The sequence below is a fragment of the Bacillus sp. FSL M8-0071 genome (assembly GCF_037975455.1).
In the GTDB taxonomy this organism is placed as follows: Bacteria; Bacillota; Bacilli; order Bacillales; family Bacillaceae; genus Bacillus; species Bacillus subtilis.
In genome coordinates, this window is sequence record NZ_CP150256.1 from 2,529,696 (window position 1) to 2,543,078 (window position 13,383).

16 protein-coding genes and 4 pseudogenes are annotated in these 13,383 nt (G+C 38.2%); 8 read left to right on the forward strand and 12 right to left on the reverse strand.

All coding sequences use genetic code 11. From position 1 onward, the window contains the following. Positions 1-33 precede the first annotated feature (33 nt). The 4 genes and pseudogenes from MKX71_RS12980 to MKX71_RS12995 form a co-directional block, all read right to left on the reverse strand. A pseudogene (locus MKX71_RS12980) lies at positions 34-453 on the reverse strand (RusA family crossover junction endodeoxyribonuclease). Between the two features lie 95 nt (positions 454-548). Next, on the reverse strand, positions 549-698 hold the full coding sequence (locus tag MKX71_RS12985; RefSeq protein ID WP_076458162.1) for a hypothetical protein: 150 nt from the start codon (positions 696-698) through the stop codon (positions 549-551). 5 nt (positions 699-703) lie between these two features. Next, a pseudogene (locus MKX71_RS12990) lies at positions 704-976 on the reverse strand (ATP-binding protein); the annotation flags it as partial. 192 nt (positions 977-1,168) lie between these two features. Next, on the reverse strand, positions 1,169-1,567 hold the full coding sequence (locus tag MKX71_RS12995) for a hypothetical protein (protein WP_029318116.1): 399 nt from the start codon (positions 1,565-1,567) through the stop codon (positions 1,169-1,171). A gap of 425 nt (positions 1,568-1,992) precedes the next feature. On the opposite strand from MKX71_RS12995, the gene MKX71_RS13000 reads away from it, so the two are divergent. Continuing rightward, positions 1,993-2,835, forward strand: a complete 843-nt coding sequence (locus MKX71_RS13000) for a sialate O-acetylesterase (protein ID WP_116316512.1) — start codon at positions 1,993-1,995, stop codon at positions 2,833-2,835. Continuing rightward, the gene (locus MKX71_RS13005; protein ID WP_103803722.1) at positions 2,832-3,389 is read left to right on the forward strand and encodes a PadR family transcriptional regulator; all 558 of its coding nucleotides are present in this window, start codon (positions 2,832-2,834) and stop codon (positions 3,387-3,389) included. The genes MKX71_RS13000 and MKX71_RS13005 overlap by 4 nt, the downstream gene beginning before the upstream one ends. A gap of 178 nt (positions 3,390-3,567) precedes the next feature. Here MKX71_RS13005 and MKX71_RS13010 read toward each other — a convergent pair whose 3' ends face one another. After that, a complete protein-coding gene (locus MKX71_RS13010) occupies positions 3,568-4,104 on the reverse strand; it encodes an AAA family ATPase (protein ID WP_339231184.1) in 537 nt (178 codons plus the stop codon). 229 nt (positions 4,105-4,333) lie between these two features. On the opposite strand from MKX71_RS13010, the gene MKX71_RS13015 reads away from it, so the two are divergent. From MKX71_RS13015 to MKX71_RS13025, 3 genes and pseudogenes are all read left to right on the forward strand, one after another. Further along, positions 4,334-4,852, forward strand: a complete 519-nt coding sequence (locus MKX71_RS13015; protein WP_339231185.1) for an ImmA/IrrE family metallo-endopeptidase — start codon at positions 4,334-4,336, stop codon at positions 4,850-4,852. Positions 4,853-4,857: 5 nt separating this feature from the next. Next, positions 4,858-5,250, forward strand: a pseudogene (locus MKX71_RS13020) (sigma-70 family RNA polymerase sigma factor); the annotation flags it as partial. Continuing rightward, the gene (locus MKX71_RS13025; protein WP_003229898.1) at positions 5,250-5,366 is read left to right on the forward strand and encodes a hypothetical protein; all 117 of its coding nucleotides are present in this window, start codon (positions 5,250-5,252) and stop codon (positions 5,364-5,366) included. The pseudogene MKX71_RS13020 and the gene MKX71_RS13025, both read left to right, overlap by 1 nt. Here MKX71_RS13025 and MKX71_RS13030 read toward each other — a convergent pair. From MKX71_RS13030 to yrkP, 5 genes and pseudogenes are all read right to left on the reverse strand, one after another. Further along, positions 5,332-5,532, reverse strand: a pseudogene (locus MKX71_RS13030) (recombinase family protein); the annotation flags it as partial. The gene MKX71_RS13025 and the pseudogene MKX71_RS13030 sit on opposite strands and share 35 nt — an antisense overlap. After that, the gene (locus tag MKX71_RS13035) at positions 5,475-5,639 is read right to left on the reverse strand and encodes a hypothetical protein (RefSeq protein ID WP_010886576.1); all 165 of its coding nucleotides are present in this window, start codon (positions 5,637-5,639) and stop codon (positions 5,475-5,477) included. The pseudogene MKX71_RS13030 and the gene MKX71_RS13035, both read right to left, overlap by 58 nt. A gap of 544 nt (positions 5,640-6,183) precedes the next feature. After that, entirely contained in the window at positions 6,184-6,600 is a 417-nt protein-coding gene (psiE, locus tag MKX71_RS13040; protein ID WP_003246154.1) for a phosphate-starvation-inducible protein PsiE, read from the reverse strand. Positions 6,601-6,645: 45 nt separating this feature from the next. Next, positions 6,646-7,944, reverse strand: coding sequence for a two-component system sensor histidine kinase YrkQ (gene yrkQ, locus MKX71_RS13045; RefSeq protein ID WP_003246194.1), 1,299 nt, complete (start codon positions 7,942-7,944; stop codon positions 6,646-6,648). Next, complete coding sequence (gene yrkP / locus MKX71_RS13050) at positions 7,931-8,626, reverse strand: two-component response regulator YrkP (protein WP_003229895.1); 696 nt, start codon at positions 8,624-8,626, stop codon at positions 7,931-7,933. Before yrkP ends, yrkQ begins: the two co-directional genes overlap by 14 nt. Positions 8,627-8,893: 267 nt before the next feature. On the opposite strand from yrkP, the gene MKX71_RS13055 reads away from it, so the two are divergent. The 3 genes from MKX71_RS13055 to MKX71_RS13065 all read left to right on the forward strand — a co-directional run bounded on the left by MKX71_RS13055 (position 8,894) and on the right by MKX71_RS13065 (position 11,180). Further along, on the forward strand, positions 8,894-10,111 hold the full coding sequence (locus MKX71_RS13055) for a DUF418 domain-containing protein (protein WP_003229894.1): 1,218 nt from the start codon (positions 8,894-8,896) through the stop codon (positions 10,109-10,111). Continuing rightward, positions 10,030-10,278: a hypothetical protein gene (locus MKX71_RS13060; RefSeq protein WP_339231186.1), complete on the forward strand. Its 249-nt coding sequence runs from the start codon at positions 10,030-10,032 to the stop codon at positions 10,276-10,278. The genes MKX71_RS13055 and MKX71_RS13060 overlap by 82 nt, the downstream gene beginning before the upstream one ends. A 344-nt stretch (positions 10,279-10,622) precedes the next feature. Then, positions 10,623-11,180: a GNAT family N-acetyltransferase gene (locus MKX71_RS13065; RefSeq protein WP_029318133.1), complete on the forward strand. Its 558-nt coding sequence runs from the start codon at positions 10,623-10,625 to the stop codon at positions 11,178-11,180. A gap of 491 nt (positions 11,181-11,671) precedes the next feature. Here MKX71_RS13065 and MKX71_RS13070 read toward each other — a convergent pair whose 3' ends face one another. Beyond that, on the reverse strand, positions 11,672-12,196 hold the full coding sequence (locus tag MKX71_RS13070; protein WP_339231187.1) for an NAD(P)H-dependent oxidoreductase: 525 nt from the start codon (positions 12,194-12,196) through the stop codon (positions 11,672-11,674). Between the two features lie 243 nt (positions 12,197-12,439). Continuing rightward, positions 12,440-12,916, reverse strand: a complete 477-nt coding sequence (locus MKX71_RS13075) for an HXXEE domain-containing protein (protein ID WP_004398792.1) — start codon at positions 12,914-12,916, stop codon at positions 12,440-12,442. Positions 12,917-13,383: the final 467 nt, after the last annotated feature.

The following is a 13,383-nucleotide window of genomic DNA, read 5'->3' on the forward strand; positions in this document are numbered from 1 at the left end:
CACTGAGGCTAAGCGCTTCGTTGTGTTTTATTTTTAGGCAGAAACCTCTTTTATCATGATTTCCACCCTCGGCTCTTCGCTATAAAACTTACTGACTTTCAAATCCACCACCTGATTATCATCTTTGTATATCAACTGATTCAAAGCACTTTCACACCCTTTACATAGTTATCAACATCAGGCTTTGTAGTAGGCCGCAAAAGACCATTTTCAGCTTTCTCTTTCTTTTTTTTTGAGTTTGAAACTGACTTAGGCATTGGTCTGTACACTTTGAAACAGGACCAGTAATAATTGTTTCTGGTCGATGCTGAGACGCAACCAAAGCTACATACTGCTTAAAATACTTTGATTTCGCTGGATTTCGCATATGCACCTTCCCATTTCTCGTATTGATCCACGCGGCTGTCCTTGTGCGACTGGCTCACCATAAACAGTGAACTTAATGCAATACAACTGTTCTTTACCTCCCGTCAAGCTGTTCCCATAGCTCAATTTCTTTTTCTATTCTCGGTGCGGAGAGTAAAATTGCCAACAGAGACACGACTGCTTTAAGCACTCAGCATCCGCTCCATTTGCTTTATTTTTTCCTCAAGTAAACGGATTGTTGGTGTAAGATCTTTACCTTCAGTTGGATTTGAAGGTCCAAATATATAAAGTCCACCAATTACTTTCACATTCGTTTCCTCCTTCATTCCCAATCACCTTACCTATGATTTAATTGCATTCGATCGCCTTTAATAATCACTATGTAATCACGACACATCTGGTGAATCCGTGAACCAAGAGCCTCGTCTATATCCAAAATCTCATCGACTGTTAACTCCGAAGAAATCAGCAAAGGTTTGTGATTTAAATATCGATAATTTAAAACTGACTGGATTTCAACCTGCCAATCGGTTACTCTCGGTTGACCGTTTATTGGTTTAAATAAGTCATAAATGAGTAGGACTTCAACCTTTCTCATGGCATCGAGTTTTACTACTAAGTAGTCAAGTTATGTATTGATTTGTTCTACTTATTACCAGCAATACTTATGATAATCTTCTGGAATCATGGTACTTGCAAGAAAAGAAAACTGCTCCTAAACCCGTTTAAATCTAAACACAAAAGAACCGCGACTGGCGGTTCTTTTAGTGTATATTCCTATTTTAAATAAACTGCTTCATTATTATTGGACAGTACCATAATCAAAATCAATATCTTTCTTGTCTAAATCCCCCTTAAAATTTTTAGCATAGGTCATGGTTAAATGTACGCTTTTATCTATCCACCAAGTTCCATCATCAGTATTAGTATCCCAAGTAACATCTATATCTCTTCCCAAATTCTCAAAAAACACCAAATTTCCAACAGCTACTGTTTTTCCGTTGATTTTGTAATATATTAGAACAATTTTCTTATCAAATATACCTGTCCCGTGCTTTACGATTGTTAAACTATAAGGCTTATTAGGACATTGCTCTTCAAGTATAACTTCAGGATTTAAAAATAAAACATAACAAATGAATAGAATTGGTACAATCGTTAACCTTTTTAATACTTTTTTATTGATATTTAACCTCTTCAACATAGTCCTCCCTTTTTAACAATCCATTTCATTTGGGATACACCCCCATCATTGAACGTATTTCCTATGAAAAATGATTTTGAAGCTCATAGGAACCCTTACATGACAGGGTTTTTGTTGTTTTTTCATTGTCTATCAAGATCTAAATCAAAAAAAGCTATAAAAAATATGGAGTGATACATATTATACATGACTAATATGTATCACTCCTTTAGTTTTTGTTCAATAATCGCCCCCGATAGTGGGATAAGAAATAGCAAAAGAACTTGCTATTTCTCAAATACATCCACCAAATGTTCAATGTTAGTTTGTTTTTCATACATACTAATAATAAAAGTAAAACCTTATTAAAACTTTACAAGAAAAACTGAATCGACTATAGTCTAATTAGACTAAAATATTGATGTAAAGAAGTGAAAAATTAGATGATAAAGTCTTTTTTAATGTTGGGGCAGTCGAATATGGCGGGCCGTGGATTTTTGAATGAAGTAGACCCGATCTATAATGAAAAAATAAAAATGCTGCGCAATGGACAGTGGCAGATGATGACAGAGCCGATTAATTATGACCGTCCGGTTTCCGGCGTTGGCCTGGCGGCATCTTTTGCAGATGCTTGGTCGAAAGCTCATCCTGATGAAGAAATTGGCTTGATCCCTTGTGCCGAAGGTGGCAGTTCATTGAATGACTGGCATCCGGAAGGCATCCTTTTTCAGCATGCTTTGTCCGAAGCCCGCTTCGCCCTCCGGTCCAGTCAAATTTGTGGAATCCTTTGGCACCAAGGTGAGAGTGACAGTTATCGTTCGCTACATGAAACTTATTACGAGAAATTAACTCTTATCATTGAGACGCTAAGAAACGAGTTGGAACTTGATGAGGTACCGTTGATTATTGGAGGGCTTGGTGACTTTCTTGGAAAGACCGGTTTTGGACAGCACGCGACTGAATTTCGACAGGTTAATGAACAATTGCTGCGTTTTGCTAATGAAAAACAGAATTGTTATTTTGTTACTGCAGCAGGTTTAACTGCGAATCCTGATGGCATTCATTTAGACGCAGCTTCACAACGCAAATTCGGTTACCGCTATTTCGAGGCTTTTTCGAAAAAGCACCATATCCTGAAACCCATTTCGGGAGAGGAGCAATCGCTGAAAGTGAATGGTGACTATTCTAAAACAGAACAGATTTACCTTCATAGTATGGATTTGGCTTCGGGTAAAATCACGTACGCGGAATTTGAGGCGCGGATGGCGAAGGTGATGAAACCATGATTCCCTTACTTATCCTTGGCCTGCTAATCCAAAACCCCGGAGCTCACGGCTATGAACTTCTGGCCTTAATGGAAAAGCGTCATTACAAATACATTGTTAACTTCACGAAAGGTTCATTTTATTACAATCTGCAGCAGCTTGAAGAAAAGTGTTTTATTGAACAGATTGAGCAGAAACCCTCAACCAGCGGGCGTGAAATCCGTAACTACAAAGTCACAGATTCGGGAAGGGCAGAATTCGAAAAATTAATGATCAAATACGGCGCCAAATCGGAATATGTGAACCTGCAATTTTATGGGGCGTTACTCTTTGCAGATGAATTCGACAAAAATAAATTACTGGAGCTGATCCAATCACAAATCGATCAGACTAAAACTCGAATCGAGCTCCTTGATGAATACCTGTCCATCACTCAAGAAATTCCCGGCACAATCGATTACTTTCGCCGTATGAACGAAAATTCCCGTTCACATCACTTGGTTAATTTAGAGTGGTTTGAAAAATTGAAAGCAGAAATAGAATCGACTATTGCAGAAAAAAAAATGCAAAGTTAAATATAAGAATATTAGTTACCTACATATAAAACCTGTGTCGTAGATATTTAGTAACATCTTTGATACAGGTTTTATACTCCTTCTTTAATTAAACCACAATAGGGTTGTCAACACTTGCCCTCAACAAGAGCAAGTGAATCAGCTCCGTGTTCTTCTTTTTCAATCGCTAGCCGTTAGTTTAATTAGAATTCAAATAATCCAAGACGCGGTGAACTCTTTCGTTGACTGAGCAATCGCCTTCAATTTTTAATACTGGACAAGATAAATCTGCCATCCAATGTTCATGCAAAGCTCTACTTCTAACTTCCATTCCAGCATTATCATATAAAGAAGCCCACTCTAAAAATGTTTTTGATTGTTCATATTTACTGCCACCGGCTAACACTTCGTTTCCATAACGCTGAAATTCCCTGTACCTTAGTCTCTCAAGCCGTATATCTTGTGGAATCCATAAGAAGACGACAAGGTCAAAATAACTTTTTAGATTATCGCCCCAGCCACACACTGCACCAGAAAGAATCCATTTCTCATTTATTGTTAAGTCTTTTTCAAGCAACTTTCGTCTTTCAGGAATTTCTCTTTTTTTAGTGAATTTATCTAACCAATAGTAATTATCAGTATCAAGATGCGTATGAGGCAAACACTTTGACAATGCAGCACCCAATGTTGAAGTTCCGACACCAGAGGCTCCCAATATGTGAATATTTTTTTTCATACTTCCCCCTCCTTATTAAGCAACCAAACTCGCTGTTTGTTGCATAAGGTACCTACTATTATTTTGACATAAATCCCTAAAGACCTTTACTTTTCTAGAGAAATCCAGATGCGTGTTATTCATATTCCATCTCATTAGACGCATTTTCCTATGAAAAAAGTCTTGATTTCCCTATAATATTTAAACGAATCCAATTTTTAGATTGTCGTCTTTAAGGAGGTTTTTTATCTTGAGGTATACAAACAGTCATTTAGAGGATTGGATTGAAAACTTATACAGAAAGATTGATATTACAGAACCTGAACAAATTAATTTTGAACGGATTGCTGAGTCATTAGATATCAGGCTTTCGTTTAAACCTGTTACAAGCTTCGCACTTAAACACAGCGGAATTTATAACATATGCTTGGACAGCCGAAAAAGCCGAGTTGATCAATGGTATGATTTTGCTCATGAATTTTGCCATATATATAGACATGAAGGCGATAAAAAAACAATGCCTGCAACCTGGACTGATTATTTGGAGTGGCAGTCGAATTATTTTACATATCACTTTTGCATTCCAACTTTCATGTTGCGTAATATTAATCTTTCGTACATACAATCACATGCAATTGAAAATGTAGCTTGGTTATTTAAGGTATCCCCTTCATTCGCTAAGAAACGTTTGAGCATTTATTACAGGAAACTGACTCAACATTTATTTAGTCAAACTGTTATGGGAAATTTATGCACCCCCCTTTTGTAATGAATAATGAAATCCTCATGCATTTGCGCGCATTGAAAAAAACAAAAAAAGACGTCTCCCTTCACGATCCGATCGGGCAGGATAAGGAAGGGAATGAAATAAGCCTGATTGACGTTTTGAAATCAGAAAACGAAGACGTGATAGATACGATCCAGCTCAATATGGAGCTTGAAAAAGTGAAACAATACATTGACATTTTAGATGACCGTGAGAAGGAAGTGATTGTCGGGCGGTTTGGACTTGATTTGAAGAAGGAAAAAACGCAGCGAGAGATTGCCAAAGAACTCGGTATCTCACGCAGCTATGTATCGCGGATTGAAAAGCGGGCGCTGATGAAGATGTTTCATGAGTTTTATCGGGCAGAGAAGGAAAAGCGGAAGAAGGCGAAGGGGAAATAATGCAGAAGAAGCCGGATCTCATACTCCGGCTTTCTCTATTTGAAAGAGTTATGAAAATCATTTTTTTCATCGCTGATAAGCTCTCCGAGAAAGACAGGCAGGATCGTAACAAATAACTTGACTTATAATCCTCCCGCAGGCATTCAAAGCCGGACGTTCTAAAAGCTCTCCTGAGAAAATCCTTAGATCGGTATACTTCAGTACATCTTTAGTCCCTGCTTTCTTTATACAGGCCTCGATCTGGCTGTCGATGCTCGATCCCTTGATCGCTTGTTCCACGATATATTGCTATCACCCTGGATCTCCTGCCTATAAAGTTTTATTAAATAATGATAGCAATCGTTCATGCATTTGTCAGTTTGCAGTCCCTCGATGATTATTACCTTCATAAAATACATCACCCCTTGGGTAATGCTGCGTAATACCTGTTTGTCCTAATGAGGTGATTTTCAATGAGTATGAAAACAAATAAAAAAACCGATGGTTTGTACCATCGATCTGTTTTCTATATCACTAGGCCCTCAATATAGTAAATCTAGCTCATTGGTTATGAAAGCTTATTTTCATTACACACTATATATTCATTTGTTATCATTTCTATACGTTTATATCAATTATGGTAAAAAATGGTTACAAAAACCCAATAAACGTCCAACCTAACTTTTTCATCTTATTTATTAAGAATTTTAACCTCTTCCTTGTGAAATAAAGAAGCGATTTTCATCTCCAAACAGTTAATGCTATTTCATCGGGACATGTCTGTTAAAGTAGCCAATAAATACATTCGGATATCCACTTACAACCACGATTCAATTTGATCCACTACAGATTTCTGAGCTGACATTAAACAGATAGAGTTATAAAAATCTGTACCAGTTCCCTTTCACAATTAGGACATTTCGGCGGCGTTTCGGCATAATGCGAACTAATTTATTAATGTTCAACAACAGAATTTCGTCTATTGGCAATAAAGAATCCACAAATCATTGCAAGAATGGCCATCGCCCACCAGAACGTTGAGATCGCCTGATCATGATCGATGATAATCAAACGAATGACAGCTGTGATGCCAATATAAATGAAGTAGCGAAGCGGAAAATGAAAGTCTGATTTGAAGTATTTGATAATCAAAGCAATGAACTCAAAGTACATGAAGAATATAAGCAGTTCTCCAAGCATCTCATAATAGCTGTCCACTTTGTTGAACAGTGACTTGTATACGAATAGCACAATGTACCAAGTCTCGCTGATCAGAAGTGCGCTTAAGGCTAACGCCAGAAAGAACAGACAGACGTTGAGAAGCGCTTGTAACAGGTAAGGCACCTTTTTGAATTTGTTAGAAAATCTCATCATGTTGTCTCCTATTTCAATATATTCGTGGTTTTTATTCTCAGCCTACATCTTGGTGTTCCAAAATCGTAGCACAATGTAGTACTTAGAATTCTTTTGTATACTGTGAAACTGTCCCTGCATGCGGGACATCATTCGCGCAATGCTTCTTTCACCGAGTCCGTTGCTTTCCGGTGTTATATCTGCAAGTTTAATCGTATTGCTAACATGGATCTCAAATATCTCTTGATCCGATACAAACGTGATACTGATTTTTTCTTCCGGATCTGCGTATTTCAATAAGTTTGACATCACATTATCAAATACACGACCAAGCTCCTCCAAATTCACGTTAATATAGGTTTCCGGCAGCTCGCCTGAAATATGGACCCGAAAATGCTCCTGATGAAGGATAGCAATCTGATCTGATATTAGATCGTAGATCACTTCTTTCACTGCAACGGTCTCCAGATCGGCCTCATATTCCTTGTTCAGCAGGAAATACGCAAACAGATTGTCAGACAAGCTTTTTAATTGCAGTGCTTTACCATAAGCATTGGCTACATACCGATCTTTGCTGGCACCCGCTTCGCCTCCCTCTTTTTTGGCAAACTCCAGATTCATGATCAGCGACGTCAGCGGTGTGCGCATATCGTGCGACATTTCGGTAACCAGGCTGCGGCTCTCAGCTTGCAATTCCTCGATAGCTTTAAGTTTATCCAGGAAAGCTTTCCGCAGATCCTCAATGCTCTTTGCAATCATCGCTAATTCATCATGCCCTTTTATCGTCATCTCGTAGTCCAGTTCGCCCCCTTCAAGAATATGAATCTCTTGATGAATCGTTTTAAGGTAGCGAAGACTTTGGCGAATTCCGAAGAGAACAATGATTAAAAAGATGAGGGTTGCCCCGAGCAAATCCAATGCAAAGGCCAGATCATAATATCGGGAAGAGTAGAAACCGTCGATAATGACTCGTCCTTCACCATCGCTAAACTTGACAGGATGTGAATGATTTTGAGCGTACTGAGTCAGCTTTTCCTTTCCATAATCCGATTCGGAATAAATAGAATCATATTGCAGCTCCTGATCCTTGAATATGGTGAGGTTAATGTAATTTTCTTTTTTGACCCACTCGCCAAACGCTTTTCTATCTGATGTAGACAACTCATTTTCTGAAACGTACTTGCTGAATTTTTGAATGTATCTTGCTGACTCCTCGTGATAATACTCTTCCGAACTCAGATATCCCTCGATCAGATCATCTGTGATCTTTTGCAACGTCAGAAAGATCACACCACTCACAATCGCAGCAACCATTATCAGCAAAGCCAGTTTTTTGGTTAGCGTAAATTTAAGATGCGCCAAATCGATATCCTCTTCCCCATTCAGTTTTTATATAAACCGGACGTGCCGGATCATCCTCAATTTTGGAGCGCAGCTTCCGTATATGCACCATCACCGTATTGTTGGAACAGTAAAAGTAAGGCTGTCCCCACACACTCTCATATATATTTTGGGCAGAAAATATTTTGTTGCGTTTGTTCATCAGAAGTTTCAGGATACGATACTCCAGATCTGACAACTTGATTTGCTTCTCCTCTTTCCACACCTCATTAAATTCTTCGCTCACTCTTAGTTTGCCCCCGATAAGAAATGTTTCTTCCTGTTCCTTCTTTTCCTGATAGATAGTATATCTGCGTAATTGAGCAATCACTCTAGCGTGAAGTTCCTCTTCCGAGAATGGTTTAGTCATATAATCATCGCCGCCGGCGAGTAATCCCTCAGTTTTATCGAGTGTACTCGATCTGGCCGTCAGAAACAGAATCGGGACGTTAGAGGATTTCCTGATGTGCTGACATGTTTCAATTCCCGAAATGCCTGGCATCATAATATCCAAAATAACCAAATCAAGCGAGTCATTCACAAGTTGCAATGCTCGCTTTCCATCCTTGGCTCTTAGCACCTCGTAACCTGCACGTGTAAGGGATTCCTCCAAAAGATCACCAATATCCTCATCATCCTCTACGACTAATATTCGATAGGCCATGTCTCTCTCACCTCATGATTCTTGTTGTTATTTCTCGTGTGTCCTTACTATATATCGTTCATAGTAATAAGTACGTTATAAGATACTACGTAAATCTTAACAATTTATGAAAGCTGATGCTCGCCACAAATTTGTCACATTTTCTAAAAAAAATGATGACTCTTCATAAATTGTTAAGATTCGGTCTTTATATTTATCCATTGTAAGGCTCAAGTTTTTCAGATCCGCACTACACATTGCCGTGATAAATGGGAAAGGAGTATTGATATGATTGTACAAAAAGAAGGACGCGGGCAACCGGTGAGTCTGCGGGAACGGGTTCATTTTCTGGACATCGTACGAGGATTTGCCTTGCTTGGCATTATTATTGTCAATTATTTTCTGATCGTAGATTCAGTAAAGGGATTCGAAATGGCCTCCGATGACGTACTGCATAAGCTGGTTTCCTGGTTTGCCGAAGGGAAATTCGTTACGTTATTCTCCTTCCTGTTCGGAGTCGGGTTTATGATCTTTATGGATCGAGCCGCGCAGAAGGTAGAGAGTCCCAACAAGCTGTTTGCCCGCAGGTTATCTATCCTGTTGGGATTTGGCATTTTGCACATCACATTTGTTTGGGTCGGTGACATATTGGCCTTTTACGCCGTAAGTGGCTTCCTGTTACTCGCCTTCTATAAACGCACGGCCAAAACGGTGCTTAGATGGATTATCGCACTTATCGTGTTTCAATTCCTGACTCCTGTTTTCACAATGTTGTACAATGTCATCAATACTGCAGGGTCAAAAAACCCGAATTTTTCAGAGTTTACTTTGTTTAGCCACAGCAGCCTTACCTACATGGAATCCATCAGCACTCGGTGGACAGATATGGTCACGATGGCTGCCGGCTCTTTCTCTATGATCTATTCCATGTTTCTCATGTTTCTGCTGGGCGTGTACTTTGTTAAGATGGAATTTTTCAAAGACATGGAAGCGAAAAAGCCTATATGGAAGCGTATCTGGATCATTAGCACAATCGCTTTTCTAATAACACAAAGCAGTATATTACTAGACATGTTTAATCTTTCTGAGAATATGCTGTGGAAGGACATTTCCTCTGTCTTGGGTCAAAATGGCGGCTTAACCGGAAGTATGTTTTATATGAGCACTTTTGCAATGCTGTTTCTATACCTTCCTCAGCTGCGAGGCCCTATGATGATATTCACCAAAGTCGGACGGATGTCATTGACCTGTTATCTGCTTCACTCTATCATTGGAACAGTTCTATTCCTCAGGTACGGATTCGGGCTTGCGGATCATATTCAATCCGCCGGCACGTTCATGTTCAGTCTGGCCGTGTACTTCGTTCTTATGAGCTTTAGTACATTGTGGTTGAAACGGTTTAGGTACGGTCCGATGGAATTAGTATGGCGCAAGCTGACGTACGGCAAAGTAAACGGGAGTCCCAAAGCAACTCCGCTGCATTCGGAAAAATCTATTCAGAAATAACCCTCTTGCACAGATTGCATGACTTCAAATTAGTGTTGTTGAATGAAGCGGGCATTAAACGGACAGATTTGATATATGGACTAGTTATTTTTATATCATTTAGGCTTCTTTGGGCTAATAAATCCACCAGAGTTTACTCAATGTGCATTGCTCATGATCGAATCTAAATTGAATCTTTTACGCATGTTCATAGTCAAAGGCGCCTCATTCGACTATTTTTGTAACTTTTCGCAGGAAAAATTCGAGAATGATGACAAATCCCGCATACGACACTTAATACGGTAGTGAACAATAGTAAATTAGGGTTACATGCAGCTTGTTTTCCAATGAAACAAAGAAAAAGAATCATACAAAAAGACAGGAGAAAGCTTTTGAAGTATTTTAACGCCAAATTTACCGCGGAAGAAAGAGCGATGGAATCACTTTTTTGTGAAAAGGCCTCGCAGAGCAGCTCGAATGTTTTACTGAACGACTGAACTCTATATTTTAGCAACTGAGGGAGTGAACAATCATGAAAACTAAAAATGAACCAAAAGTTATTCTGGAACTAGCAAAGGAATCTGATCTGCCAGAATTCCAAAAAAAATTACAAGAAGCCTTTGCGATCGCCGTGATTGAAACGTTCGGTGATTGCGAAGATGGGCCGATTCCATCGGACAATGATGTTCAGGAGTCTTTCAATGCTCCCGGAGCAGTGGTATATCATATTCTTCAGGATGGTAAGAATGTCGGTGGTGCAGTAGTACGTATCAACAGCCAAACAAATCATAATTCGCTAGATTTATTCTATGTATCTCCAGAATATCACAGCCAAGGGATTGGTCTTTCTGCTTGGAAAGCCATTGAAGCACAGTATCCGGATACTGTGCTTTGGGAAACCGTGACACCTTATTTCGAAAAGCGAAATATCAACTTCTATGTGAATAAGTGTGGATTTCATATCGTAGAGTTCTACAATGAACATCACTCTGATCCGCATATGCATCGCAATGGACGTGAAGATGACAAGCCCCTACTGAATGATGATGACTTTTTCAGATTTGTAAAGATTATGAAAAAAAAGGACTAAACAATTGAACACGGCGAGATGCCGCAGAGAGTTGCTGGTAACTTTTTTATATTTCATTATCAGAGGAAGGTAATAATGATGTTTAAAAGGTGTTTTGATCCCTGTCTCATAAACAGGGGTCAAAACACCTTTGAATCATCGGTTTCTTTTCTGACATATACCACGCCCACTAGTCCCTCAACATAGTAAAAACATATCATGAGTTACAAAAGCTTTTATTCAAAGCATATGTTTATTTTATTTATACTTATTTTCATCATTTTTCAGAATTCTGGACACAAATCGGGTACCTATTAGAGGCCAAGGAACTCTACATTTCATTAAGAAATACGTACTCATTGCCCTGCTTTAATTAATTTTAAGCCCTCGCACTATGCCCCCCCCCTGAATTAAGTATTTGATGTAACTTTGAAATTAAGTTTATGAAAATCTGTCACAAACCCTTATTTCATAACACATCATTTGTTTCAGCTTCCCTCGCGAATACCGGATTAATGCTCGGCTTTAAGATAGTCAACCAATCTCTCCGCACTGTTCTTAACATCTTCTTTTGAAAGATGAAGTGTCCCATATTGTGTAAACGCAGGAAGAAAACGCATTCCTATATAGTTAGCAGTGACTTGAAACGGTCTGATAAGCTCGCTGATCGTGATATTATATTCTCCGCCTGCTTGATAATCAGATTCCTGTGCGCCTAAGGAGATAGCTAAGAGTAGTTCTTTTCCATGCAATTTAGTTCCTCCAGTTCCATAAGCCCAGCCATGTGTTAACACATCATCTTCCCATTGTTTGAGTAACGCGGGACTGCTGTACCAATACATTGGGAACTGAAAAACGATACGCTCATGATCTACCAGGAGCTGCCGCTCTTTTTCTACATCAATGATAAAATTAGGGTATTCACCGTACAGGTCATGAACCGTAATGTCATTCTCTTGCTTTAAACGATTCATCCAGGTTTTGTTGACAACAGACGTTTCCAAATTAGGGTGTACAACGATAACTAATGTTTTCATTTGACTGATTATCCTTTCTTTGCCAATTAGTTATTATTTTTTACGATAATGAATTGATTCTAATTTTAAAATAGCAACTTTATTTACACCTATTTTATCCTTTTTCATGAATTCAGGGCAACTAATTGGGCACCAAAATCAATGATGACTTAAGACATTGTTTTGTAGAAATCCGATATACAGAATAATCCATTATTTAGAAAATTTCCATCTTTTCCCTCAATCCTTACCAATTTAAACTCATTAAGGAGATACTTTATCACCAACTTTAAATAATAATGGAATAAGTGCTAATAAAATAATTCCTACAACCAACGTAGATATTATTAACTCCTTCCATACAATCAAATTCTTTAAAAACATTTGATAAATAACTAATGAGTTTACTGGAATGTTAAGCAATAAGCCCGTAAGAAGTCCAGGTGCATACTTTTTCATTACAACAGTTGCGATAAGATGTGGAAAAATAGCGTTGATAACCATAGAACCTAGAAAGCCAATGAAAATCCATTTTGCAATATCTGATTCTGGCATATATAAAAAACCAAATGCAGATAAATAAGCCAACATAGTTATAACAATGACAGCAAAATGAAATTCATTTGAAGTTACTGGCTTTTGAAACTTTGAAGATTGTTGTGACCACTCAGGTAACCAAATAGCTTCCTCAATATTATGAAGTGTAATAGCAAAACAAAAAAATGCTACGAAATAAACCACCTATCATTTCCTCCTCGGTGCCACAACCAATATGGTTTGGCAACATTATATTACATTTGAGGCTGATTGGATATGGTGTTAAAAGAGAGAAGAATCTGCCTTAGTAGTTGCTTCTTAATTATATGTGCAATAACGTGTTGTTACGTGGCATGTCATATTCAAATATAATAACTCTAAAGCAAACAAAGATACCTATATAGTTTGGCATCCTCTTTTTTAGTTCGAGTCCCTCTATTTATTTTGGGCACAAAATAGACATAATTTATATTGACTCATTATACCCATCACATACCATACCCCTTAAACCAATCAGGATTAAAATGTTTTAAAAAAGGTGATCAAAGATTAAGTTATGGTCTCTTTTATTTTATGAATGCTGTCTTAATGCAAAACAACACTGGACACCACTAAGTCAAATGCATTTCATGGTACTATAGTCAAGACTTGTCCAAGTCACCATTATCAAA

Bases quoted from the DNA above. Each gene is read 5' to 3' on its own strand.
- MKX71_RS13000 (WP_116316512.1), top strand. From the start codon at position 1,993: ATGATAAAGTCTTTTTTAATGTTGGGGCAGTCGAATATGGCGGGCCGT.
- MKX71_RS13005 (WP_103803722.1), top strand. From the start codon at position 2,832: ATGATTCCCTTACTTATCCTTGGCCTGCTAATCCAAAACCCCGGAGCT.
- MKX71_RS13010 (WP_339231184.1), bottom strand. From the start codon at position 4,104: ATGAAAAAAAATATTCACATATTGGGAGCCTCTGGTGTCGGAACTTCA.
- MKX71_RS13025 (WP_003229898.1), top strand. From the start codon at position 5,250: ATGCAGAAGAAGCCGGATCTCATACTCCGGCTTTCTCTATTTGAAAGA.
- MKX71_RS13035 (WP_010886576.1), bottom strand. From the start codon at position 5,639: ATGAAGGTAATAATCATCGAGGGACTGCAAACTGACAAATGCATGAAC.
- psiE (WP_003246154.1), bottom strand. From the start codon at position 6,600: ATGAGATTTTCTAACAAATTCAAAAAGGTGCCTTACCTGTTACAAGCG.
- yrkP (WP_003229895.1), bottom strand. From the start codon at position 8,626: ATGGCCTATCGAATATTAGTCGTAGAGGATGATGAGGATATTGGTGAT.
- MKX71_RS13055 (WP_003229894.1), top strand. From the start codon at position 8,894: ATGATTGTACAAAAAGAAGGACGCGGGCAACCGGTGAGTCTGCGGGAA.
- MKX71_RS13060 (WP_339231186.1), top strand. From the start codon at position 10,030: ATGGCGCAAGCTGACGTACGGCAAAGTAAACGGGAGTCCCAAAGCAAC.
- MKX71_RS13065 (WP_029318133.1), top strand. From the start codon at position 10,623: ATGAAAACTAAAAATGAACCAAAAGTTATTCTGGAACTAGCAAAGGAA.
- MKX71_RS13070 (WP_339231187.1), bottom strand. From the start codon at position 12,196: ATGAAAACATTAGTTATCGTTGTACACCCTAATTTGGAAACGTCTGTT.